Below are 24,830 nucleotides of genomic sequence, written 5' to 3'. Positions count from 1 at the left end.
ACGCCATGCTCGGCGCACAATAAAAGATGCCCAATCAACTGATTGGGCATCTTTGTATCAATTACTTAAGCTTAAAGACGCTCTTCTAGCCAAGTACGCACAGATTTAAGCGCTTCTGGCAGTGCTGCAACGTCTGTACCGCCCGCTTGAGCCATATCTGGACGACCGCCACCTTTACCGCCAACTTGCTCAGCAACCATCTTGACGAGATCACCCGCTTTTACTTTGCCGATTAGGTCTTTGGTTACACCAGCAATCAAGCCAACTTTACCGTCTGCTACGTTCGCGATCAGGATGATGCCGCTACCTACTTGGTTTTTAGCGTTATCAACCATAGTACGTAGGTTCTTGTTGTCTGCGCCTTCAATTGCAGCAACCAAAACTTTAGTACCAGAGATGTCTTCTACTTTGCCCATGATGTTTGCGCTTTCTGCAGCAGCCATCTTTTCTTTAAGCAGTTGGATTTCTTTCTCTAGCGATTTCGCTTTCTTAGCTGATTCAGCAAGTTTCTCTTCGTAAGCGTTAGCCTGAGCTTCTACAGCATCTAGAGCAGCTTCACCTGTTACCGCTTCAATACGACGAATACCCGCAGCAATACCACCTTCAGAAGTGATCTTGAATAGGCCGATATCACCTGTGTTTGAAGCGTGGATACCACCACAAAGTTCAGTAGAGAAATCGCCCATAGATAGAACGCGAACTTCATCATCGTACTTCTCGCCAAACAGTGCCATTGCACCTTTTTCTTTCGCTGACTCGATGTCCATGATGTTCGTTTCAATCACATGGTTCTTACGAACTTGTGCGTTAACTAGACGCTCTACTTCTTTAATCTGTGCTGGTGTTACCGCTTCAAGGTTAGAGAAGTCAAAACGTAGGTTATCTGGCTTAACTAAAGAACCTTTCTGAGCAACGTGCTCACCTAGCACTTCGCGCAATGCAGAGTGAAGTAAGTGAGTGGCAGAGTGGTTTAGTGAGATAGCAGCTCGACGCTCAGCGTCAACCGTTGCTTCTACTTTATCGCCCTTAGCAAATACACCTTCAACTAGCTCACCGTGGTGCGCAAATGCGTTACCTAGCTTCTGAGTGTCTTGTACTTTGAAAAGACCCGACGCTGTTTTTAGTGTACCAGCATCACCACATTGACCGCCTGACTCAGCGTAGAATGGTGTCTCTTCAAGGATGATGATTGCTTTGTCGCCAGCCGATAGTGAAGCAACCTCTTCGCCGTCAACGAATAGCGCAGAGATTTCACCAGCACCTTCAGTTGCTGTGTAACCACAGAACTCAGTGTTGGTGTCTACTTTGATTGTCGCGTTGTAATCCGTGCCGAATTGGCCTGCTTCACGTGCACGCTTACGCTGTGCTTCCATCGCCTTCTCAAAGCCTTCTTCATCGATAGTAAAATCGCGTTCGCGAGCTACATCGTTAGTAAGGTCAGCTGGGAAGCCGTATGTATCGTAAAGTTTGAAAACTGTTTCGCCGTCAAGCTCTTTGCCTTCAAGTGCATCTAGTGCGTCATTAAGAATAACCATGCCGCGCTCTAGAGTACGACCAAAGTTCTCTTCCTCAATGCGAAGTACTTTTTCAACAAGCTCTTGCTGTTTCTTAAGTTCATCTGCCGCAGAGCCCATCACTTCAGCCAGCACACCCACAAGTTTGTGGAAGAACACGCCTTGTGCGCCAAGCTTGTTACCGTGACGAACTGCACGACGAATAATACGACGTAGAACGTAGCCACGACCTTCGTTTGAAGGCATAACACCGTCAGCAATTAGGAATGAACAAGAACGGATGTGGTCAGCAATAACGCGTAGCGATTGGTTAGATAGATCGTCATGACCAACAACTTCCGCAGTCGCTTTGATTAGCTTTTGGAATACATCAATTTCGTAGTTAGAGTGAACGCCCTGCATGATTGCAGAAATACGCTCAATACCCATACCTGTATCTACAGCAGGCTTAGGTAGCGGTTCCATTGTGCCGTCAGCGTGACGGTTGAACTGCATGAATACGTTGTTCCAGATCTCGATGAAACGGTCACCATCTTCTTCAGGTGTACCAGGACGGCCGCCCCAGATGTGCTCACCGTGATCGTAGAAGATTTCAGTACATGGACCACAAGGACCTGTGTCACCCATCGTCCAGAAGTTATCAGACTCGAACTGTTTACCGCCTTCTTTGTCGCCAATGCGAACGATACGGTCAGCAGGAACACCTACTTTCTTGTTCCAGATATCGAATGCTTCATCATCTGTCTCGTATACCGTTACCAGTAGACGATCTTTTGGCAGTTGAAGAGTTTCAGTCAGGAATTCCCAAGCAAATCCAATCGCTTCTTCTTTGAAGTAGTCGCCAAAGCTGAAGTTGCCTAGCATTTCGAAGAACGTGTGGTGACGAGCCGTGAAACCTACGTTTTCAAGGTCATTGTGTTTACCACCCGCACGTACACAACGCTGAGCCGTAGTTGCTCGAGTGTAGGCACGCTTTTCGGCGCCTAAGAAGCAATCTTTGAATTGGTTCATACCTGCGTTAGTGAATAGCAGGGTTGGATCGTTATGTGGAACTAACGATGAACTGTCTACGATTTGGTGTTCTTTGCTCTCAAAGAACTTAAGGAACGCGTTGCGAACCTCATCAGTGCTCATGTACATGCAGCTCTTCCTGAAAATAGTCGAGTTAGAATTTTGCCGTATTGTAGATCATGGTTAAGGCTTCGACTAGTTTTCTTGTAGAAAAGACACCCTTGGGCAGGATTTTAGTGGGAATTCGATAAAATGAAGAATATTCCACTATATCTTGCCGTGGAAAAGCAGAACTAAATTGACGACCTAGTACCGAAGAAACTCAGTCAACGAGAGAGATTTGACCAAAGACATGCTCGACGGAGCAGATCCAATAAAAAAGCCCCGCATAAAATATGCGAGGCTTTAAATTCTTTCAAAGCGGATGCTTCTTTCAAACATCCACTCTATAAAACGTGAGCTTATAGCTCTTCGTTTTCTTCTTCTTTCTCTACGTCTTTCTCTTCAAGAACAGCAGGAGTCAGTAGTAACTCACGAAGTTTAGTATCGATCTCTAGAGCAACTTCTGGGTTTTCACGTAGGTATTTACCAGCGTTAGCTTTACCTTGGCCGATCTTATCGCCTTTGTAGCTGTACCAAGCGCCTGCTTTTTCTACTAGCTTATTCTTAACACCTAAGTCGATAAGCTCACCTTCGCGGTTGAAGCCTTTACCGTAAAGGATTTGAGTCTCAGCTTGTTTGAATGGTGCAGCAATCTTGTTCTTAACGACCTTGATACGAGTTTCGTTACCAACAACTTCATCACCATCTTTAATCGCACCAGTACGGCGAATATCAAGACGAACAGATGCGTAGAACTTAAGTGCGTTACCACCTGTTGTTGTTTCTGGGTTACCGAACATCACACCAATTTTCATACGAATTTGGTTAATGAAGATAGCCATACAGTTAGACTGCTTAAGGTTACCCGTCAGCTTACGCATTGCTTGAGAAAGCATACGAGCCTGAAGACCCATGTGGCTGTCGCCCATTTCGCCTTCGATTTCTGCTTTTGGTGTTAGGGCTGCTACTGAGTCAATAACAAGAACGTCGATTGCACCTGAACGAGCCAGTGCATCACAGATTTCCAGCGCTTGCTCACCAGTATCTGGTTGAGAAACAAGAAGTGCATCGATATCAACACCAAGCTTTTGAGCGTAGATAGGGTCTAGTGCGTGCTCCGCATCAACGAATGCACACGTCTTTCCCACTTTCTGTGCTGCAGCAATAAGCTCAAGCGTTAGCGTTGTTTTACCTGATGATTCTGGACCGTAAACTTCTACGATACGTCCCATCGGTAGGCCACCAGCACCTAGTGCGATATCTAGAGATAGAGAACCTGTAGAAATAGTTTCTACGTCCATTGTGCGGTTATCACCAAGACGCATGATAGAACCTTTACCAAATTGCTTTTCAATCTGACCAAGGGCTGCGGCTAACGCTTTTTGTTTATTCTCGTCCATTTCTATCTCCACATAATCGGTTGTCTCAACAAGCGATCTAGAATCTATTTCTAACCCACATAGGGGTGACTAATTGGCTCTCATTATACTGTTGATTCATACAGTGTCTATACCTGTATGAAAATAATTTGTACAAATGTTACTTACCTTCCATTGATAGGTAATCATAAATAACTTGCAGGGCATGGTGCGTGGCTTGTTGGCGTACTTGTGATCTGTCGCCTGTAAATACATGCGTTTCTACTTTATCCCAGCCATTTAGCGCTTTCCACGCGAAGCATACTGTACCAACAGGCTTATCTTCGGTCGCGCCACCTGGGCCAGCGATGCCACTGATTGATACAGAGATCGTCCCGTTTGAATGTTGCAATGCCCCGCTCGCCATTTCTATTACGACAGGCTCACTCACGGCGCCGAACTCCATTAAGGTTTTAAGCTGTACACCGATCATCTCTTGTTTGGCTTCATTGCTGTACGTAACAAAAGCGCGATCAAACCATCCAGAGCTGCCCGCAATATCGGTGACTGCACTCGCGACACCTCCGCCAGTGCAAGATTCAGCCGTCACTAACACGTGTTTGTGTTTAGCGAGTAAATGTCCAAGCTGCTCACTAAGGTCTTGAGTCATCTGCATCATCTGCTTCCCTTTATTTACTGTCATATCATTTGGATTCGCATCTTTTCGCATCAGCCGCTTTTCGCACGAAACGCTTTCACGTATCCTAAGCCGCAATAGAAATAAACGAAAGAAGTTAACTGTGAAAGCCGATCAAAAACATACTCCCATGATGCAGCAGTATCTAAAACTGAAAGCAGAAAACCCAGAAATTCTGCTGTTCTACCGCATGGGCGATTTCTACGAGCTTTTCTACGATGACGCTAAAAAAGCCTCTCAACTCCTCGATATTTCACTGACTAAGCGTGGCTCATCAAATGGTGAACCGATTCCGATGGCAGGTGTTCCATACCATGCGGTTGAAGGATACCTTGCAAAGTTAGTGCAACTTGGTGAGTCCGTAGCAATTTGTGAACAGATTGGTAATCCAGCACTTTCAAAAGGCCCTGTTGAGCGCGCAGTAGTGCGTATCGTGACACCGGGTACCGTAACCGACGAAGCCTTGCTTTCTGAACGCGTTGATAACCTAATTGCAGCCATTTATCACCACAACGGTAAATTCGGTTATGCGACACTTGATATTACCTCTGGCCGATTCCAACTTTGCGAGCCAGAAACAGAAGAAGCGATGGCGGCAGAGCTACAAAGAACCTCTCCGCGTGAACTGCTGTTCCCTGAAGATTTCGAACCCGTCGATTTAATGGCAAGCCGTAATGGCAACCGCCGCCGCCCTGTATGGGAATTTGAATTAGACACCGCTAAGCAGCAATTGAATAAGCAGTTTGGTACTCGCGATCTGGTTGGCTTTGGCGTAGAAAGCGCGAAACTGGGTCTATGTGCGGCTGGTTGTTTGATCCAATACGTGAAAGATACCCAACGTACTGCCCTCCCTCATATCCGTTCACTCACGATGGATAAACAAGATCACTCGGTGATCCTTGATGCTGCAACTCGTCGTAATTTGGAGATCACGCAAAATCTTGGGGGTGGTACTGATAACACCCTTGCCGAAGTACTTGATCACACTGCGACAGCAATGGGTAGCCGTATGCTTAAGCGTTGGTTACATCAACCAATGCGCAATATATCTGCACTCGATCAGCGCTTAGATGCAATTGGTGAAATGAAAGATTTGGCTCTATTCACAGAACTACAGCCAACCTTAAAACAGATTGGTGATATCGAACGTATTCTCGCTCGATTAGCACTTCGCTCTGCTCGCCCTCGCGATATGGCGCGTCTTCGCCAAGCAATGGAATATTTGCCAGAGCTTGCTGAAACACTGACGCAACTGAAGCACCCATACCTAACTCAACTTGCTCAATATGCTTCTCCTGTGGATGAGGTTTCTGAGCTGCTTGAACGTGCAATCAAAGAGAACCCACCGGTGGTTATCCGTGACGGTGGTGTGATTGCAGAAGGCTACAATGCCGAGTTAGACGAATGGCGCGACCTTGCAGCAGGCGCAACTGAATTTCTTGATAAGCTTGAGCAAGAAGAGCGTGAACGTCATGGCATCGACACGCTAAAAGTTGGCTACAACAACGTACATGGTTTCTTCATTCAAGTAAGCCGTGGGCAAAGCCATCTTGTGCCGCCACACTATGTTCGTCGTCAAACGCTGAAAAATGCTGAGCGTTACATCATTCCTGAGCTAAAAGAGCACGAAGACAAAGTACTTAACTCTAAGTCGAAAGCACTCGCTATCGAGAAACAGCTGTGGGAAGAGTTGTTTGACTTACTACTGCCGTATCTAGAGCGCCTACAAAATATCGCCTCTTCAGTATCTCAGCTTGATGTTCTACAGAACTTGGCTGAGCGTGCAGATACCCTTGATTACTGTCGTCCAACCATGACAGAGTCTGCTGGCGTACAAATTCAGGCCGGTCGTCACCCTGTTGTTGAACAAGTGATGGACGAACCTTTCATTGCTAACCCTATCGACCTGAATGATCAACGTAAGATGCTGATCATCACGGGTCCCAACATGGGTGGTAAATCGACCTACATGCGCCAAACGGCACTCATCGCATTGATGGCTCATATCGGTTGTTATGTTCCTGCAGAAAGCGCAACCATCGGCTCTATCGACCGTATCTTTACGCGTATTGGCGCATCCGATGATTTGGCTTCTGGCCGTTCAACCTTCATGGTTGAGATGACAGAAACCGCAAATATCCTGCACAATGCAACACCAAACAGCCTTGTGCTAATGGATGAAATCGGTCGTGGTACCAGTACTTACGATGGCCTGTCTCTGGCTTGGGCAAGTGCAGAGTGGCTAGCCAATCAAATCAATGCGATGACACTGTTTGCAACGCACTACTTTGAGCTAACTGAACTACCTAACCAACTTCCAACTTTAGCAAACGTACACTTAGATGCGGTTGAACATGGTGATAGCATTGCCTTTATGCACGCAGTTCAAGAAGGTGCTGCAAGTAAATCTTATGGTCTAGCGGTTGCAGGTTTAGCTGGCGTACCGAAAGCAGTGATCAAGAATGCTCGTGCGAAGCTGACTCAGTTAGAAGCGTTAAGTATGGAGTCGCCAACATCGAAGCCAAGCGGTGTCGATATCGCAAACCAACTGAGCCTGATCCCAGAACCGAGTGAAGTAGAGCAAGCGCTAGCGAATGTTGATCCTGATGATTTAACTCCTCGCCAAGCATTAGAAGAGATCTACCGTTTGAAGAAGTTGCTTTAGTCTCTTTCCAAGTAGCTTGTTATTGTCGTTTTGTACTGTCGCTTAAGTCAGCAGCATGAAATACAAAAGCCAAAACAAAAAAAACGCTGACTTAGAGTCAGCGTTTTTATTTGTCTTCTATTCAAAGAAACATCATCAGTTCATTTATTCATTTTCTACGTTGAACAGATTTTCCATATTCAGACCTTGCTTGATAAGAATCTCACGTAGACGGCGAAGACCTTCAACTTGGATTTGACGAACACGTTCACGAGTCAGGCTAATTTCACGGCCTACTTCTTCTAGTGTTGACGGTTCGTAACCCAGTAGTCCAAAGCGACGTGCAAGCACCTCTTTCTGCTTAGGATTCAGTTCATCAAGCCAGAAAATCAATGAGTTCTTGATATCGCTATCTTGAGTTGAAACCTCAGGATCTGAATTGTTGATGTCTGGAATAATATCCAACAGTGCTTTCTCACCGTCACCACCAATTGGCGTATCAACAGAGCTCACTCTTTCGTTTAGACGAAGCATCTTACTCACATCACCAACAGGCTTATCTAGCTTAGAAGCAATTTCTTCTGCCGTTGGTTCATGGTCAAGCTTTTGTGATAGCTCTCTTGCAGTACGTAGGTAGATGTTCAGCTCTTTCACAACATGGATTGGCAAACGGATAGTGCGAGTCTGATTCATTAACGCACGTTCAATGGTTTGACGAATCCACCATGTCGCGTAAGTTGAGAAGCGGAAGCCACGCTCTGGATCAAACTTCTCTACGGCGCGAATCAAACCTAGGTTGCCTTCTTCGATTAGATCGAGAAGTGCAAGGCCGCGGTTGCTATAACGACGTGAAATTTTTACCACTAAACGCAGGTTACTTTCGATCATGCGTTTACGTGCTGCTTCATCACCGCGTAGAGCTCGACGTGCGTATAGCACTTCTTCTTCAGCGGTTAGTAGTGGTGAGAAACCGATTTCGCCTAAGTAGAGTTGAGTGGCATCTAAACTTTTAGACGTAACTTCAACTTCTTCTTTTGCTTCGGTTTTCTTAGTGACTGTTCGTTTTGCTTTTCCAAGAGCTTCCGGTTCCGTGGTTGCTTGGTCAAGATCGAACTCTTCTTTGGTTACTGCATTGCTTATACTCATAACGCCTCCCCCTGGCGAAATTAGCATGACATTACAACTTCATATGTCGCTAAATGACTATGTCACTCCATACAATACGTAATTTTTGCATATTGTATTTAAGGTAAATATCGTTTTGGATTAACGGATTTACCTTGGTAACGAATCTCAAAGTGCAACCTAACACTGCTGGCTCCAGAGCTTCCCATTGTTGCAATCTTCTGCCCTGGTTTCACACTTTGCCCTTCAGATACTAATAGTCGGTCGTTATGCGCGTATGCACTTAAGTAATTATCATTGTGCTTCACAATCACTAGATTGCCGTAGCCTCGTAGTGCATTACCCGAATAAACAACCGTTCCCCCTGCAGTAGATACTATTGGCTGACCTCGCTGTCCTGCTATGTCTATGCCTTTATTTCCTTGTTCGCCTACAGAGAAATTCTCGATTACTCTCCCTTTAGTTGGCCATAACCATTTGGATACTTTATCACTTGTTGGTTTGGTGGACGGTGTAACATTCTGTTTACCTTTAGAACCAACATACTCCTTTGATTTGGATTGTTCAACCTTCTTTGGTGGATCTTTTTTCACCACTTTGGTGGTATTTTGAGCTGGAGCCGGTTTAGAGTTTTTGCTCTTTTGTGGTGTGGTTTTCGGTTTACTTGCCGCAGATGACGTTGTGGATGCGGCGACAGGCGCAGCAACTGCTGCTGCCGCTACCGTTGACTTACCATACGCTGGCGCGTTGTAGCTAGGACGCCATAACTTAAGCTTCTGCCCTGGGTGGATAGTGTAAGGAGCAGACAACTTGTTATAACCGATGAGGTCTTTAACGTCTTTATTGGTGACATAAGCAATGAAGTAAAGGGTGTCGCCTTTTTTAACTTCATAGTAACTGCCACGATAACTACCACGATCAATCGATGAGTAATTCTTGTTTAGGTTTGAAACGGGCGCAGGCGAATTCGCTGCACACCCAACAAGGGCACAGCTAAGCAGTAAAGTACTTCCTTTTAACAACTTCGAACGCATCGACTCTCTATCCACCTACACCATTAATCTTGTTATTAAGCTAGCTCACCAGGAACAAGAGGTACAAATCTCACCATCTCGATAACACTCGATAAAAACTCATCGCCGTGTCGAACGATCTTCAATAGTTGCTGTTCGTCATCACCGACTGGAATCAGTAAACGACCGCCATCTTTCAGCTGTTGCAGAAGCGCTTGAGGAATCGACTCTGCAGCGGCGGTGACAATAATCGCATCAAAAGGGGCTTTTGAAGACCAACCTTGCCAACCATCACCGTGCTTAGTTGAGATATTGTAGAAATCGAGTTGCTTCAACCTACGCTTGGCATCCCATTGTAGCGACTTTATTCTTTCAACCGAATACACATGATCAACAAGTTGAGCCAATACCGCAGTTTGGTAACCAGAACCCGTTCCGATCTCCAAGACACGGCTATCTTGTTGTAATTCAAGTAGCTCTGTCATTTTAGCAACAATGTATGGCTGTGAGATTGTCTGACCCTGACCGATAGGCAGCGCATTATTATCATAGGCTTGGTGATACATCGCCTGTGATAAAAAGCTCTCTCTCGGCAGTTGGTAAATCGCATCAAGAACCTTTTGATCCTGAATACCATTTTCAATCAGGAAAGTAATTAAACGCTCAGCTTGCGGATTACTCACTTACTTCTCCCCTAACCATGTTGCCATCGCACCCAACGACTCATGCGCCGTCAGATCAACCTGCAACGGTGTTACCGACACAAAGCCATGCTCAATCGCGTAAAAATCGGTACCTTCACCGGCATCTTGCTCTTTACCCGGAGGGCCAAGCCAATAGATATCGTGACCACGCGGGTCTTTTTGCTTGATCATATCTTCAGCGTGATGACGAGCACCTAAGCGCGTCACCTGAGTACCAGAGAGTTGTTCTAAGGCTAAATCAGGAACGTTTACGTTCAACAAGCGGTTGGTCGGGATTGGGTTTGCTAAATGTTGTTCGACAATACGACGAGCAATCGCTGCCGCTGTCTTAAAATGTTTTTTTCCCACCAGAGAAAACGCTACCGATTGAACGCCTAGAAAATGCCCTTCCATTGCTGCAGCCACCGTGCCGGAATAAAGCACGTCATCACCCAGGTTAGCACCGTGATTAATGCCCGTTAATACCAGATCAGGCATGTCATTCTTTAGCAGTTCGTTTAACGCAAAATGCACACAGTCGGTCGGTGTTCCTTGTACCGAATAGGTATTTTCAGTAATCTCTTGAACACGCAGAGGCTGTTCTAAAGTTAATGAATTTGACGCACCCGAGCGATTACGGTCAGGGGCAACAATGATAACGTCAGCAAGATCACGTAGCTCATTTGCCAGCTCATGAATACCTTGAGCATGCACACCATCATCATTGCTGAGTAAAATCTTCATCTTGTATCCTTTCTTTTGTTCCCATGCTAAGCCAAGTCACTTAAATTCCAATATCAAGTGACTCAGCTCCAAGCAGAATCGTTATTGCTCGTAGGTTCTCTCTACGTGTACTTCTTCAACCAATTCGCGAACGATCGCAGTTGCGAAACAACCCGCATCAAGAGAGAACTTAAGCGTGACATTATCTTCGTTCACTTCCCAAGTTAAGTCTGTTGGTTTCAGTGACGCTTCACGGCGATCATGACGCATACGGTTACCACGAATCAGAGCCATTAGATCCGGTTCAGCATCAAGGTGTTTCTGTTCTAGAGCTTGAGACTCATCAATCGTTGGTAAGGCATTATCGCCAGCCAAAGCAACAGTTATCAAAGCAGAACCGTTCGCAATGTCTTGGTTTACAGCTTCAATGTTGTCTGCTGTTACTGCCAGTTGAGCACCGTCTTTCACCACGATATCGCCAACCAATGCTGATGCAAACGCATCTTGCTCAATACGGTCTGAAAGGATCAGGTTGTAAATCCACGAACGAGCAGCAGAAAGGTACAAGCTGCGCTTATTCTGGTTACGAGTACGAACGTTATCGCGGCCCCAACGACGAGCTTCAGATAGGTTGTTACCTTCATTGCCAAAACGCTGAGCACCAAAGTAGTTTGGCACGCCCACTTGAGCGACTTTTTCCAAACGCTTGACCACATCATCGCAATCCGTTACTTCAGACAAGGTCAACTCAAATTGGTTGCCAACTAAATCGCCTGGACGTAACTTTTTGTTGTGTCGCGCTGTCGCTAAGATTTCAATGCTTGGGTATTGTGCTAAGAACCCTGAAAAGTCAGGCTCACCTTTCGGTAGGTGAACGCTCAACCACTGCTCTGTCACAGCGTGGCGGTCTTTCAAACCCGCCCAGCTCACGTCTTTCGACTTAACACCGCAAGCTTTAGCCAGCTCGTTTGCTACGAAGCTCGTGTTTTCACCAGTTTTACGAATACGAACCATTAGGTGCTCGCCTTCACCAGCAAACTCAAAACCCAAGTCTTCATTAACGACAAAGTGTTCGGCTTTTGCTTTTAGTTTTGCTTTCGCAGTTGGTTTACCGTTTAGATAAGCCAATGAAGATAAAATATCTGACATGCTGTTCTTTTCGTGTTGGTGCTTACGCACTTTTAGTAATTAGGACCACCGCTTCACATGCGATGCCCTCTTTGCGACCTGTAAAACCTAAACGCTCAGTGGTCGTCGCTTTTACATTCACATTGCTAATGCTGGTTTCTAGGTCTTGAGCAATAGCTTGGCACATAGAGTCTATATGAGGCGCCATCTTTGGAGCTTGCGCCATGATAGTAATATCGGCATTACCAATCACGTAACCTTGTTCTTTTACTCGACGGTAAACATCTTTCAGTAGCTCACGGCTATCCGCACCTTTCCATTCGTCATCGGTATCAGGGAAATGACGACCAATATCACCCGCAGCAATCGCACCCAATAGAGCGTCACACAACGCATGAAGGGCAACATCACCGTCTGAGTGTGCAATAAGACCTTGCTCGTAAGGGATGCTTACACCACCAATAATTACCGGGCCTTCACCACCAAACTTATGTACATCAAAGCCATGGCCAATACGAATCATCATTATTCCTTATTCTGACTTAAATAGAACTCAGCAAGCGCTAAATCTTCAGGCTGAGTAATCTTAAAATTATCTGAACGCCCTGCCACTAAAGCGGGCGATAAACCTTTCCATTCAAAGGCTGAGGCTTCATCAGTAATTGAAGCGCCTTGTTGCAACGCCTCACTTAATGCCTTCCACAGAGGCTTTGCTCTGAACATTTGCGGCGTAAGTGCATGCCATAAATCGGCACGCTCAACGGTATGCTCGATCTGCCCTTGGGCACCGCGCTTCATCGTGTCACGAACTGGAGCCGCTAAAATAGCGCCCACATCATGGCTCATCGCGCCGGAAATTAGCTTGTCGATATCACTTAGTTGAACACACGGCCTTGCCGCATCGTGAACCATTACCCAATCACTAAGCTGCTGCTCAGCGATATAGTTTAGCGCAGAGAGTACAGAGTCCGCTCGCTCGCTTCCGCCTGACACTCTGATCACTTGCGGGTTCAGGTTGAGTGCTAGATCAGGGTAGTATGGGTCATCATCGCTGATCGCAACGACAATTTGAGCGACTTGTGGGTGAGACAGTAATTTCTCAATGGTGTGCTCTAAAATTGTTTTGTCGTGAATCTTGAGATATTGCTTAGGGCGGTCTGCCTTCATTCGGCTACCGACGCCCGCCGCAGGTACAACGGCAATCACGCTTTGAAGTTGAGTCGACATTAATGGGATCCCTCACCAATGATGCGATAAAACGTTTCACCTTCTTTGACCATTCCAAGTTCATGACGTGCGCGTTCTTCTATCGCGTCTAAGCCTTGGCGTAGATCGTCAATTTCAGCAAACATTTCTGCATTTCGAATATGCAGCTTTTCATTTACTTGCTGTTGAACTTGGATTTCGTTGTTCACACCGTAGTAATCAGAGATACCATTTTTACCGAGCCACAGTGTGTGTTGTAGCCAGCCAAACACTATGAGCAGTACTAAAGCAAAAATTCGCATAACACCTTTCGCCGGTTGAAAAAGAAGGAACTAGAATAAGGCACATATATACCATAATGAGCTTATTGGTGCGAGATATGTGGTGTCAGGGAATCAATAAGTCGGGGAGTCATTGTCAGGAAAACAATGAGATTCCCTACTCCTTCCTTCGTCAGTCTAGGGAATGACGAACTTTATATGTGACAAGGAGGAGCTTTAGAGCCTAGAGCTTCTTTCATTCAGTTTTCTACAGACAAAAAAATGCCCCGCATAAGCGAGGCATTCAAAAGTATTAGTGCATAATTCTAACTAGTTGGTGCTGTAGCAAGGCAACAAAGAAGATTCAGCTATGGAGCATAGTTTCCTATGTGACTTAGTGAATCTTCTGCAGTTAACGCAGCTACAGTGCCAAATAGGACGAATTATTGACCTTTAACTTCTTTAAGACCGTTGTAAGGAGCTTTAGAACCTAGAGCTTCTTCGATACGGATAAGTTGGTTGTACTTAGCAACACGGTCAGAACGGCTCATAGAACCAGTTTTGATTTGACCTGCAGCTGTACCTACCGCTAGATCAGCGATAGTTGCATCTTCAGTTTCGCCAGAACGGTGAGAGATTACTGCAGTGTAGCCAGCGTCTTTAGCCATCTTGATAGCAGCTAGAGTCTCTGTTAGAGAACCGATTTGGTTGAACTTGATAAGGATAGAGTTAGCTACGCCTTTTTCGATACCTTCAGCAAGAATCTTAGTGTTTGTAACGAACAGATCGTCACCAACGATTTGAAGTTTGTTGCCTAGAAGTTCAGTTTGGTGCTTGAAGCCATCCCAATCTGACTCGTCAAGACCGTCTTCGATAGAAACGATTGGGAAGTTGTTCGCTAGCTCAGCTAGGTAGTGGTTGAACTCTTCAGAAGTGAAAGTTTTACCTTCGCCCTTCATGTTGTAGATACCAGCTTCTTTGTCGAAGAACTCAGATGCTGCACAGTCCATAGCAAGAGTAACGTCTTTACCTAGTTCGTAACCAGCAGCTGCAACAGCTTCTGCGATAACTTCTAGAGCTTCAGCGTTAGACTTAAGGTTAGGAGCGAAACCACCTTCATCACCAACTGCAGTGCTGTAGCCTTTAGACTTAAGAACTTTAGCTAGGTTGTGGAATACTTCAGCGCCGATACGTAGACCTTCTTTAAGAGTTTTAGCGCCAACTGGTTGGATCATGAACTCTTGGATGTCAACGTTGTTATCTGCGTGCTCACCACCGTTGATGATGTTCATCATTGGTAGAGGCATAGAGAACTGACCAGCAGTACCGTTTAGCTCAGCGATGTGCTCGTATAGAGGCATGCCTTTCGCAGCAGCAGCAGCTTTTGCGTTAGCTAGAGATACAGCTAGGATAGCGTTCGCGCCGAACTTAGACTTGTTATCAGTACCGTCTAGGTCAAGCATGATTTGGTCAACGTCAGCTTGTGCTTTAGCGTCAGTACCAACTAGAGCTTCAGCGATTGGGCCGTTTACAGCTTCAATAGCTTTAAGAACACCTTTACCTAGGAAACGTGATTTGTCGCCGTCACGTAGCTCAAGAGCTTCGCGAGAACCAGTAGATGCGCCAGATGGAGCAGCAGCCATACCTACGAAACCGCCTTCTAGGTGTACTTCAGCTTCTACAGTTGGGTTACCACGTGAATCGATGATTTCACGACCTAGAACTTTAACGATCTTAGACATTGAATGTTTCCTTCTCGTTGAATATATAAATGTCAAATTTAAAGGTAGCAGCACAACTTACGCAGCTACCTGTATTCCTTTTTACTTCTCTAACTCGCCGCGCTGGAACTCACCAGCCGCTTTAACGAAACCTGCAAACAATGGGTGACCATCGCGAGGTGTTGAAGTGAACTCTGGGTGGAATTGAGCAGCAACGAACCATGGGTGGTTCGGGTTCTCAATAACTTCAACCAGTTTCTTGTCCGCAGATAGACCCGATACTTTTAGGCCCGCTTTTTCGATTTGTGGACGAAGATTGTTGTTCACTTCGTAACGGTGACGGTGACGTTCATGGATCGTCGCGCTACCGTATAATTCGTAAGCTTTCGTCCCTTTCGCTAGGTGACAAAGCTGTGAACCAAGACGCATTGTGCCGCCAAGGTCAGATGTTTCTGTACGCTCTTCAACTTTACCTTCGCCATCAGTCCACTCAGTGATAAGACCAACAACTGGGTACTTAGTTTCAGTACAGAATTCAGAAGAGTGTGCCCCTTCCATTTTCGCAACGTTACGAGCGTACTCGATAAGTGCTACTTGCATACCTAGACAGATACCTAAGTACGGTACTTTGTTTTCACGAGCGTATTGAGCAGCAAGAATCTTACCTTCAACACCACGGTCACCAAAGCCACCAGGAACTAGGATTGCATCTAGGCCTTCTAAAACTTCTACGCCACGAGACTCAACGTCTTGTGAATCTACATATTTAATATTAACGCTTACGCGATTTTTCAAGCCCGCGTGTTTTAGCGCTTCATTTACTGATTTGTATGCGTCTGGCAGTTCAATGTACTTACCAACCATACCAATCGTCACTTCACCCGTTGGGTTAGCTTCTTCGTAAATTACTTGTTCCCATTCAGACAGGTCTGCTTCTGGAGCTGTGATGCCGAAACGCTTACATACAAGTTCATCAGTACCTTGAGCTTTAATAAGCTGAGGGATCTTGTAGATAGAGTCAACATCGCGCATAGAAATAACTGCATTTTCTTGCACATTACAGAACAGAGCAATTTTCTTACGCTCGTTCGAAGGAATGTTGCGGTCTGAACGACAAACTAGGATGTCTGGCTGAATACCAATAGACAGTAGCTCTTTTACAGAGTGTTGCGTTGGCTTAGTTTTCACTTCGCCCGCAGCTGCTAGGTATGGCACTAGAGTAAGGTGCATGAACATTGCGCGTTCACGGCCTAGTTCTACTGCTAGCTGACGAATCGCTTCCATGAATGGTAGAGATTCGATATCACCAACCGTACCACCAACTTCAACGATCGCGATATCGTGGCCAGCTGCGCCAGAAATTACACGCTCTTTGATAGAGTTAGTGATGTGTGGGATAACCTGAATTGTTGCACCTAGGTAATCACCGCGACGCTCTTTAGCGAGTACGTCTGAGTAAACACGACCTGCAGTGAAGTTGTTACGCTTAGTCATCTTGGTGCGAATGAATCGCTCATAGTGACCAAGGTCAAGGTCTGTTTCAGCGCCATCTTCCGTAACGAACACTTCACCGTGCTGAGTCGGGCTCATAGTGCCTGGATCAACGTTGATGTAAGGGTCAAGCTTCATCATAGTCACTTTAAGACCACGAGCTTCTAAAATAGCCGCAAGAGATGCTGCAGCAATACCTTTACCTAGAGAGGATACAACCCCGCCAGTAACAAAAATGTAATTTGTCGTCATGTTTAACCTGAAATTGGTTGAATGAGGGAAATGGACTACTTCTGGACGGGATGAAAATATACCAGAAGCCCCTTATCGCCACAACGTGAAATCTATCACACTGCTATTTTTTATTTTTTGCTTCAAATCAATTCATGATAAAAGCTTTGGTTATCTTTTCTCCGCCACTTTGACTTCACCCCACATGGAATCAAGCTGTTGTAGTGAAAAATCGGTCAAATTTTTATCTTGCTGACGAACTTTTTGTTCCACCCCTTTAAAGCGACGCGAAAACTTGAGATTGGCTTTATTGAGTGCCGATTCTGGGTTTTTACCTAAATGTCGTACCAAATTGACCGTCGCAAACAGCAAGTCTCCCAACTCTTCTTCAACCAAATCTTCATTTGGCGTCACTTGAAGTGCCTCTTCCAGCACCTCATCGACTTCCTCTAAAACCTTATTAGCCACTGGGCCAATAGAGTCCCAATCAAAGCCATATTTCGCTACCTGTTTTTGAATCTTTGTAGCACGTGAAAGCGCAGGTAGAGAGTTTGGTATTGAGTCTAGAATACTTTCTTGAGTTTTGCCTGCCTGAGCTTTTTCTTTGGCTTTTTCAGCTTCCCAGTTGGCATTAATTTCTTCATCGCTCGCAAACTCGGTATCAGAAAACACATGCGGATGGCGGCGTGTTAGCTTTTCGTTAATGCCATCAACCACATCAGAGAACTCAAACAACCCCTGTTCTTTCGCTAACTGGCTATAGAAGATCACCTGAAACAACAAGTCACCCAACTCTTCTTGTAGGTTCGGCCAATCTTTGTTGTGAATCGCGTCCACCACCTCATAAGTTTCTTCGATAGTATGCGGCACAATTGTTTCAAAATTTTGTTTCAAATCCCAAGGACAGCCACCTTCTGGATCGCGCAGCTTAGTCATAATCTGTTCAAGTTGTTCAATCGGGTGATTCATCGTTTTCTTCCTATTCACTGTCTTTGATTTTTAAATTTATAACGTCTTCTAAAACTAAAAAAGGCGAGCAGCCAAAACCACTCACCTTTCTATTCTTTCCGTCATCCCCAAGAGCGAAGAATGAGCGAGTTGGGGATCTCAAATCGCTTTACGAGATTCCCTATCACGTTCGTCCCTCACTGTAGGGAATGACGTGGATAGTATTTTGGCCTACCCCAACCTTTTGACTGACATAACATCTTTGATTTGTTCTACTCGGCTGGTAACGCGACTCAGAATTTCAATATTGGTCACTTCCAAATCGAAATCCATTACCGATAGCTGACGCTTGTAGTCGATGCGGCTCTTCATTGTGGTCACGCTGATCTTTTCATTCGAGAACAGTGAGGTGATGTCTTTCAACAAGCCATTACGTTCTAGCGCTTCAACACGCAGCGTTAGGATGTATGAACCGACAAAGCCATTACCCCAAACGGTATCAATGATACGTTCTGGCGCATGCACGCTTAGCTCGCCTAGCTGTTCACAGTCAGCGCGGTGCACTGAGATACCACGACCTTGAGTGATGTAACCTTTAATCACATCACCTGGGATTGGCTGACAGCAACGCGCTAGGTGCGTCATTAGGTTATCAACGCCCTCAACCACTACCGCATCTTTCTTCGGACGACTCTGTTGTGCCGGCTTGTTTTCCGACTCAAGCAGTTTCTCTAGCGCTTTCTTGTCTTCTTCTTCCGCCGTTGGCTTATTCACTAGCGCATTGATGTGATTAACCACTTGGTTAATACGCAAGTCGCCACTACCAATACCTGCATAGAGTTCGTCTGGCGTATTCACGTTAAAGCGTTTTAGTGCGTATTGATCAGCATCTTTTAGGGTTGCGCCTACTTTCGCTAGCTCAACTTCCAGGATATCACGACCCGCTTCTAGGTTTTTCTCACGGCTTTGTGCGCGGAACCAAGCGTTGATTTTCGCTCGAGCTCGACCAGAATGAACAAAACCTGTGGTTGGATTTAACCAGTCACGAGATGGGTTCGGCTCTTTCTGCGTGATGATCTCAACTTGATCGCCCATCGATAGTTTATGAGTGAACGGTACGATACGCCCCGCTACTTTGGCACCGATACAGCGGTGTCCGACCATCGAGTGGATGTGGTAGGCGAAATCCAACGGGGTTGCGCCCATTGGTAAGTCGACCACGTCACCACGTGGAGTAAATGCGTATACACGGTCATCGAAGACTTGGCTACGTACCTCATCCAGCATCTCGCCAGAGTCCGACATCTCTTCTTGCCAGTCGATAAGTTTACGCAACCAAGTGATTTTCTCATCGTAGCCACTACGGCCGCTTGAAGCTCCTTCTTTGTACTTCCAGTGCGCCGCCACACCAAGCTCAGAGTCTTCGTGCATTTGCTTAGTACGGATCTGAATCTCAATGGTCTTGCCTTCAGGGCCAAGTACTACGGTATGAATCGACTGGTAACCATTTGGCTTAGGGTTCGCCACATAGTCATCGAATTCACTTGGTAGATGTTTGTATTTGGTATGAACCACACCTAAGCCGGCATAGCAGTCTTGAAGCTGGTCGGCGATGATACGTACCGCTCGTACGTCAAAAAGCTCATCGAAGGCTAAGCCTTTCTTCTGCATTTTGCGCCAGATACTGTAGATGTGTTTTGGTCGACCGCTGACTTCAGCATTGATGCTTGAACGGTTCATTTCCGCCGTTAAGTCATCAACAAAGTCTTTAATGTATTGTTCACGTACGATACGACGTTCAGACAGCTGTTTCGCAATCTGCTTGTAGGTATCTGGTTGTTGGTAGCGGAATGCGTAATCTTCGATTTCCCACTTAAGTTGGCCGATACCTAAACGGTTAGCCAGTGGTGCATAGATGTTAGAACACTCTTTTGCTGCCGCACGACGCACAGCATCAGGTGCCTTTTTCACCTCAATAAGGTTACAGATTCGTTCAGCGAGTTTGATGACTACGCAGCGGAAATCATCGACCATTGCTAATAGCATGCGACGAACGTTATCGACTTGACCCGAGGCTGCACTGCCTTCAAGGGTCACGTTTAGCTGGCCCAAGGCCGCCATTTCTTCAACGCCGTCAATCAGCTTAACGATTTCTTTGCCGTAGCTTTCTTCGAAGGCTTCGCGTTCAAAAACGCCACTTGATACCACTGGGAAGAGTTGTGCTGCGACTAATGTTGCACGATCCATCGACAGCGTGACCAAGATTTCAATCATCTCGCGTCCACGCCATAGCAAGAGTGATGCTTGCTCGTGATCTTTTAATAGCTCTTCACAGTGACGATAAACTTTGTTCAGTTTATTCGAGGTTTTTGCGTCTTGCTTTAATGACGCAATCCAACTTTCTAGCTCAAACTGTTCGCTTGGGTTTAAATGTGCGCTTCGTACCGCAACCATCGTGCCTTCCTAGTTATTCTGTTTTATACCCAATTCAATATGACTAACTGGTTCCAAGTTAGTTCGACCATATTGATATCAGCGCAGGTGTCCCTGCGCCTTTGTCATTCATTTTTAAGCCTTATTTACGGGCCTTTAAGCCTTGATAAAGAGAGCCATCGATTCTAAATGGCTAGTGTGTGGGAACATATCCAACATACCAAGTTTGGCTAATTGGTAGCCTTGCTTTTCTAAGCTCTCTGAATCTCTAGCTAGAGTAGCAGGATTACACGAAACATAAACCACACGCTTCGCTCCTAACGCTGAAATTTGATCAACGATCCCACTCGCTCCCGCACGTGCCGGGTCAAGCAATACTTTATCGAATTTCTCTTTTGCCCAAGGCTGTGAAGATAAGTCTTCTTCAAGGTTAGCTTGGTAAAATTCCGTATTGCTTAACTGGTTTAACGCTGCATTAGATGTGGCTTGCTGAACCATTTCATCAACGCCTTCTACACCAACCACAAACGCCGATTGTTGCGCGATAGGCAGACTAAAGTTACCGAGACCACAAAACAGGTCTAGCACTCGCTCATCCGCTTGAGGCTCTAGCCACTCAATCGCTTGAGCCACCATCTGCTGATTCACTTTCTGGTTTACTTGGATAAAGTGGTTTGGCTCAAACGGTAACGTCACGCCAGTTTCGCTGTAAGAAGGTGTATCGCCGACTAAGCGAACCAACTTATCGGTTTCAGGCATCGAGTACAGCGTAGCGCCTTCTTCTTTTGCTAACGCAATCAGCGCTTGCTCATCTTTTTCAACCAAAGGCTTAAGGTGACGTAGAACCATAACAGGGCCAGTATCGCCCAACACCAATTCAACGTGTCCTAAAGACGTAAGGCTGTTGAAAGTGTTCAGTAAATTTTTCAGTTTTGGCAGCAACACATTAAGGCGAGGATCAAGCACGGCACAGTCGGTGATGTTTTCAATCTGCTTACTCTGCTTCTTACGGAAACCGAATTGAAGCTGTTGTGTCTTCTTATCAACAAATAGGCTGATACGTGCGCGACGTCGATAACCGGTTTCATCACCGACAATAGGTTGTGCAACTTCAGTGTTCGCCGTTTGGTATTGGCTCATCAGGTGCGTCAGAGATTGCGATTTATGCTCAACCTGAGAAGAGTAACCTAGGTGTTGAAGGTGACAGCCACCACACTGATTAAAGTGCTTACAAAACGGCTTTAAACGCTGCTCGCTCGGCTTCAATAACTTGATGAGTTTAGCTCGCGAAAACTTACTTTTGCTCTCAGTAAGTTGAATAACCACCTGCTCACCGGGCAATGCGCCATCAATGAAAACCGGTTTATTCTTTTGATAAGCGATGCCAGCGCCATTGTGATCCATTCGTTCAACCAAAACCGATTGATGCTTGGTCTCGAGTTGAGTTTTCTTTTTTGGTTGGAAAAAACGTGCCATTGCTTGTGCCTAATGTATCTTTTAATAAGTAATTGGTATCCAGGACTCACTATTATGTCTTGGAATCATTGTCGAACGTCACGGCTTTGATTAAGCTTACCGTTCACTTAACCGCCATTGTGTGCGTTATTTTCCCATATCCAGACCTCGATGTAATTAAAGAACATGACCAGATATGGCTTAAGAGCCCGTGTAATTACCTTAACTCTAGCTCCAACCCTGATTATTGGGTTGCTATTGAGTGCATTTTTCTCATTTAACCGCTATCAAGACCTTGAAGGTCAAGTGGTTAACACTGGTACTAGCATCATTGAGCCACTTGCGATTACGAGTGAATCAGGCATGAAGCTCGAAAGTCGAGAGTCTGTTCGTCAGCTTATTAGCTATGCGCATCGAAAGAATTCTAAGCTAGTGCGCAGTATCGCGGTGTTTGATGAGCGTCATGAGTTGTTTGTAACCTCAAACTTCCACCCCGATTTTGAAAGCCTGACCTACCCCAAAGATAAACCGATCCCGCATTTAAGCTCATCGAACCTTCTCGATAATACGCTGATTCTGCGGACACCTATCATCGCCGAAGGCCAGTACATCAATTCAGCCAACGGTCAGTCTCAAGCTAATCAAGCGATCGGCTACATTGCGATTGAATTAGATCTTTCATCACTTCGATTGCAGCAATATCAAGAAGTGTTCTCTGCATTCTTAGTGTTGATTCTCGGGCTTGGTTTATCGGGCGTGTTTGCGTTCCGCTTAATGCACGATGTCACTCAACCGATCACACACATGAAAAACATGGTCGACCGAATTCGTCGAGGTCACCTAGATGTGCGTATCGAAGGTAAGATGCATGGTGAGCTAGACTCGCTGAAAAACGGTATCAATGCGATGGCGGTATCGCTATCAGAGTATCACGTCGAGATGCAGCACAGTATCGACCAGGCCACATCAGATTTGCGTGAAACTCTTGAACAGCTAGAGATTCAAAACGTTGAGTTAGACATCGCGAAGAAACGCGCTCAAGAAGCGGCTCGTGTTAAGTCTGAGTTCTTAGCGAATATGTCTCACGAATTGAGAACGCCGCTGAACGGTGTGATTGGCTTTACTCGTCAAATGCTCAAGACTCACCTATCGAACAGTCAAACCGATTACCTGCAAACCATTGAACGCTCGGCAAACAACCTGCTTAGCATCATCAACGATATCTTGGACTTCTCGAAACTTGAAGCCGGTAAATTAGCCCTAGAGAACATCCCATTTGAATTCCAAGCCAGCCTTGAAGAGGTAGTAAACCTTCAAGCAACCAACGCTCATGAGAAAGGCCTAGAACTGACACTGAAGATCGACCCTAAAGTACCGCCAGGTGTGGTGGGCGATCCACTGCGTATTCAGCAGATCCTAACCAACCTAGTGGGTAACTCAATCAAGTTTACCGAGCGCGGCAATATTGATATCAGCGTTGAGCTGCGTTCACAAAGCGAAGACAACATCGAGCTGCAGTTCATGGTTCGCGATACGGGTATTGGTATTTCTGAGCGTCAACAAGCTCAGCTTTTCCAAGCTTTCAGCCAAGCCGATGCAAGTATCTCTCGTCGTTACGGCGGTACAGGCTTAGGTCTGGTTATCACCCAAAAACTGGTCAGCCAAATGGGCGGAGAGATCAGCCTAACCAGTCGTCTTCACCAAGGCTCTACCTTCTGGTTCACCTTGAGACTATCAACGACTGATATGCCGATAACAGAGCTGATTGAGACGCAGTGTCTGCAAGACAAACAACTGCTGCTTATCGAGCCAAACATGCAAGCGGCATCGATTACTCAGCAAATCCTAACCCAAGAAGGCTTAGTGGTAACGTATCGTTCGGTGATGCCAGATGAGACGACCTCGTATGACTACGTTCTGCTTAACCTAGCCGCCAACCAAGAGTATCAATTTGATACTGTGAGTGGTTGGGCGATCGGTGCGAAGAAGATTGCTCAAAACGTGATTATTGGTACACCAAGTACCGAGCTAGCGTTGGGTGAGCAACTAATGAAAGAGGTCGATGTTCAGTGCATCACTAAGCCTCTTTCTCGTAAGAAGTTGCTGCAAACTCTGGTATCGAATCAGGCACCTACCTTGATTGCACCAGCGATTGAAACGCATTCTGAAGAGAAGTTACCGCTTACTGTGATGGCAGTAGACGACAACCCAGCCAACCTTAAGTTGATTACCGCGCTGCTTAAAGAGCGTGTAGAAACCGTCATCAGTTGTACCAGTGGTCAGCAGGCTATAGACAAAGCGACAGAGACGCCATTTGATATCATCTTCATGGATATTCAAATGCCACAGATGGACGGTGTGACCGCTTGCCAGAACATCAAAAAACTGGCGAACAATGCGAATACACCTGTAATTGCCGTGACCGCACATGCAATGATTGGCGAACGAGATCGACTGCTTGAAGCGGGCATGGATGACTACCTAACCAAACCTATTGAAGAGCATGTTTTACAGCAGGTTCTGATTCATTGGAGCTCGACCTCTGAGGTTGAGCTCATAGAAAAAATAGATCCAGACCACCCAGCGGTCTCTGCTGAAGTCGACAACGGTCCGGTGTCAGAAACTGAAGCCAGCGTGCACACAAACATCATCATTGATTGGCAAGCTGCGATGAAACAAGCCGCCAATAAAGAAGACCTCGCACGCGATATGCTGCAAATGCTCGTCGACTTTATTCCAGAGGTGTATGAGGCAGCAGACAAAGCGATAGAAGACAGTGACTACCCAGTTGAAGAGCTGATACACATCATTCACAAGATGCATGGCAGCAGCTCGTACAGCGGCGTACCAAGGCTAAAATCGGTATGTGCGACAATAGAGAAAGAGCTGCGTTCAGGTACTTCTGTTGAAGACATTGAACCTGAGCTTTTCGAGCTTCAGGATGAATTAGATAAGGTTCAAGCAACCGCGATTCACTACTTGAAACAGGCGAAGGCCTAGCGGGTACTTGTTACTCACTAGTATTCTTTAGAGGGTTTACCCGCCAATAAAAAAGCAGAGCTCATGAGCTCTGCTTTTTTCTGTCTA

General features: G+C 45.8%; 18 protein-coding genes. 2 read left to right on the top strand and 16 right to left on the bottom strand.

Annotated elements, in window-relative coordinates; genetic code table 11:
* Positions 1-71: 71 nt before the first annotated feature.
* From alaS to pncC, 3 genes are all read right to left on the bottom strand, one after another.
* On the bottom strand, positions 72-2,654 hold the full coding sequence (gene alaS / locus AB4375_RS08250; RefSeq protein ID WP_017063223.1) for an alanine--tRNA ligase: 2,583 nt from the start codon (positions 2,652-2,654) through the stop codon (positions 72-74).
* A 332-nt stretch (positions 2,655-2,986) separates the two neighbouring features.
* Positions 2,987-4,027: a recombinase RecA gene (recA, locus tag AB4375_RS08245; RefSeq protein WP_017056586.1), complete on the bottom strand. Its 1,041-nt coding sequence runs from the start codon at positions 4,025-4,027 to the stop codon at positions 2,987-2,989.
* A 139-nt stretch (positions 4,028-4,166) separates the two neighbouring features.
* Positions 4,167-4,661 (bottom strand): nicotinamide-nucleotide amidase, encoded by a 495-nt coding sequence (gene pncC, locus AB4375_RS08240; protein WP_029235458.1) that lies wholly within the window; start codon positions 4,659-4,661, stop codon positions 4,167-4,169.
* 124 nt (positions 4,662-4,785) lie between these two features.
* Here pncC and mutS point away from each other — a divergent pair, with 124 nt between their 5' ends.
* On the top strand, positions 4,786-7,347 hold the full coding sequence (mutS, locus tag AB4375_RS08235; protein ID WP_372051311.1) for a DNA mismatch repair protein MutS: 2,562 nt from the start codon (positions 4,786-4,788) through the stop codon (positions 7,345-7,347).
* 144 nt (positions 7,348-7,491) lie between these two features.
* On the opposite strand, the gene rpoS is transcribed toward mutS, so the two are convergent.
* The 13 genes from rpoS to rlmD form a co-directional block, all read right to left on the bottom strand.
* Positions 7,492-8,472 carry an RNA polymerase sigma factor RpoS gene (rpoS, locus tag AB4375_RS08230; RefSeq protein WP_372051310.1) on the bottom strand — a complete coding sequence of 327 codons (981 nt, stop codon included), beginning with the start codon at positions 8,470-8,472 and terminating at the stop codon, positions 7,492-7,494.
* A gap of 98 nt (positions 8,473-8,570) precedes the next feature.
* Positions 8,571-9,485 carry a murein hydrolase activator NlpD gene (gene nlpD / locus AB4375_RS08225; RefSeq protein ID WP_372051309.1) on the bottom strand — a complete coding sequence of 305 codons (915 nt, stop codon included), beginning with the start codon at positions 9,483-9,485 and terminating at the stop codon, positions 8,571-8,573.
* Between the two features lie 35 nt (positions 9,486-9,520).
* Positions 9,521-10,147, bottom strand: coding sequence for a protein-L-isoaspartate(D-aspartate) O-methyltransferase (locus tag AB4375_RS08220; protein WP_017059029.1), 627 nt, complete (start codon positions 10,145-10,147; stop codon positions 9,521-9,523).
* Entirely contained in the window at positions 10,148-10,891 is a 744-nt protein-coding gene (gene surE, locus AB4375_RS08215) for a 5'/3'-nucleotidase SurE (protein ID WP_017059030.1), read from the bottom strand.
* Between the two features lie 81 nt (positions 10,892-10,972).
* Positions 10,973-12,019, bottom strand: a complete 1,047-nt coding sequence (gene truD, locus AB4375_RS08210; protein WP_017059031.1) for a tRNA pseudouridine(13) synthase TruD — start codon at positions 12,017-12,019, stop codon at positions 10,973-10,975.
* Positions 12,020-12,041: 22 nt separating this feature from the next.
* Entirely contained in the window at positions 12,042-12,521 is a 480-nt protein-coding gene (ispF, locus tag AB4375_RS08205) for a 2-C-methyl-D-erythritol 2,4-cyclodiphosphate synthase (protein ID WP_004739053.1), read from the bottom strand.
* Positions 12,522-12,523: 2 nt separating this feature from the next.
* Positions 12,524-13,225 (bottom strand): 2-C-methyl-D-erythritol 4-phosphate cytidylyltransferase, encoded by a 702-nt coding sequence (gene ispD, locus AB4375_RS08200; protein WP_017059032.1) that lies wholly within the window; start codon positions 13,223-13,225, stop codon positions 12,524-12,526.
* Complete coding sequence (ftsB, locus tag AB4375_RS08195) at positions 13,225-13,506, bottom strand: cell division protein FtsB (RefSeq protein WP_017068691.1); 282 nt, start codon at positions 13,504-13,506, stop codon at positions 13,225-13,227. The genes ispD and ftsB overlap by 1 nt, the downstream gene beginning before the upstream one ends.
* 401 nt (positions 13,507-13,907) lie before the next feature.
* A complete protein-coding gene (gene eno, locus AB4375_RS08190) occupies positions 13,908-15,206 on the bottom strand; it encodes a phosphopyruvate hydratase (protein WP_017063215.1) in 1,299 nt (432 codons plus the stop codon).
* An 81-nt stretch (positions 15,207-15,287) separates the two neighbouring features.
* Entirely contained in the window at positions 15,288-16,928 is a 1,641-nt protein-coding gene (locus AB4375_RS08185) for a CTP synthase (protein WP_017068692.1), read from the bottom strand.
* Positions 16,929-17,078: 150 nt separating this feature from the next.
* Complete coding sequence (gene mazG, locus AB4375_RS08180) at positions 17,079-17,876, bottom strand: nucleoside triphosphate pyrophosphohydrolase (RefSeq protein ID WP_372051308.1); 798 nt, start codon at positions 17,874-17,876, stop codon at positions 17,079-17,081.
* A 210-nt stretch (positions 17,877-18,086) separates the two neighbouring features.
* The gene (gene relA, locus AB4375_RS08175; protein ID WP_372051307.1) at positions 18,087-20,309 is read right to left on the bottom strand and encodes a GTP diphosphokinase; all 2,223 of its coding nucleotides are present in this window, start codon (positions 20,307-20,309) and stop codon (positions 18,087-18,089) included.
* A 135-nt stretch (positions 20,310-20,444) separates the two neighbouring features.
* Positions 20,445-21,764: a 23S rRNA (uracil(1939)-C(5))-methyltransferase RlmD gene (rlmD, locus tag AB4375_RS08170; protein WP_372051306.1), complete on the bottom strand. Its 1,320-nt coding sequence runs from the start codon at positions 21,762-21,764 to the stop codon at positions 20,445-20,447.
* Between the two features lie 165 nt (positions 21,765-21,929).
* Between rlmD and barA the strand changes: the two genes are divergently transcribed.
* Entirely contained in the window at positions 21,930-24,743 is a 2,814-nt protein-coding gene (gene barA / locus AB4375_RS08165) for a two-component sensor histidine kinase BarA (protein ID WP_372051305.1), read from the top strand.
* Positions 24,744-24,830: the final 87 nt, after the last annotated feature.

This window comes from Vibrio sp. 10N.261.51.C6, from assembly GCF_041471785.1.
GTDB lineage: Bacteria > Pseudomonadota > Gammaproteobacteria > Enterobacterales > Vibrionaceae > Vibrio > Vibrio crassostreae_C.
This window is presented reverse-complemented; position numbering and strand designations above follow the sequence as displayed.

Bases quoted from the DNA above. Each gene is read 5' to 3' on its own strand.
- alaS (WP_017063223.1), bottom strand. From the start codon at position 2,654: ATGTACATGAGCACTGATGAGGTTCGCAACGCGTTCCTTAAGTTCTTT.
- recA (WP_017056586.1), bottom strand. From the start codon at position 4,027: ATGGACGAGAATAAACAAAAAGCGTTAGCCGCAGCCCTTGGTCAGATT.
- pncC (WP_029235458.1), bottom strand. From the start codon at position 4,661: ATGCAGATGACTCAAGACCTTAGTGAGCAGCTTGGACATTTACTCGCT.
- rpoS (WP_372051310.1), bottom strand. From the start codon at position 8,472: ATGAGTATAAGCAATGCAGTAACCAAAGAAGAGTTCGATCTTGACCAA.
- nlpD (WP_372051309.1), bottom strand. From the start codon at position 9,485: ATGCGTTCGAAGTTGTTAAAAGGAAGTACTTTACTGCTTAGCTGTGCC.
- surE (WP_017059030.1), bottom strand. From the start codon at position 10,891: ATGAAGATTTTACTCAGCAATGATGATGGTGTGCATGCTCAAGGTATT.
- truD (WP_017059031.1), bottom strand. From the start codon at position 12,019: ATGTCAGATATTTTATCTTCATTGGCTTATCTAAACGGTAAACCAACT.
- ispF (WP_004739053.1), bottom strand. From the start codon at position 12,521: ATGATTCGTATTGGCCATGGCTTTGATGTACATAAGTTTGGTGGTGAA.
- ispD (WP_017059032.1), bottom strand. From the start codon at position 13,225: ATGTCGACTCAACTTCAAAGCGTGATTGCCGTTGTACCTGCGGCGGGC.
- ftsB (WP_017068691.1), bottom strand. From the start codon at position 13,506: ATGCGAATTTTTGCTTTAGTACTGCTCATAGTGTTTGGCTGGCTACAA.
- eno (WP_017063215.1), bottom strand. From the start codon at position 15,206: ATGTCTAAGATCGTTAAAGTTCTAGGTCGTGAAATCATCGATTCACGT.
- AB4375_RS08185 (WP_017068692.1), bottom strand. From the start codon at position 16,928: ATGACGACAAATTACATTTTTGTTACTGGCGGGGTTGTATCCTCTCTA.
- mazG (WP_372051308.1), bottom strand. From the start codon at position 17,876: ATGAATCACCCGATTGAACAACTTGAACAGATTATGACTAAGCTGCGC.
- relA (WP_372051307.1), bottom strand. From the start codon at position 20,309: ATGGTTGCGGTACGAAGCGCACATTTAAACCCAAGCGAACAGTTTGAG.
- rlmD (WP_372051306.1), bottom strand. From the start codon at position 21,764: ATGGCACGTTTTTTCCAACCAAAAAAGAAAACTCAACTCGAGACCAAG.
- barA (WP_372051305.1), top strand. From the start codon at position 21,930: ATGACCAGATATGGCTTAAGAGCCCGTGTAATTACCTTAACTCTAGCT.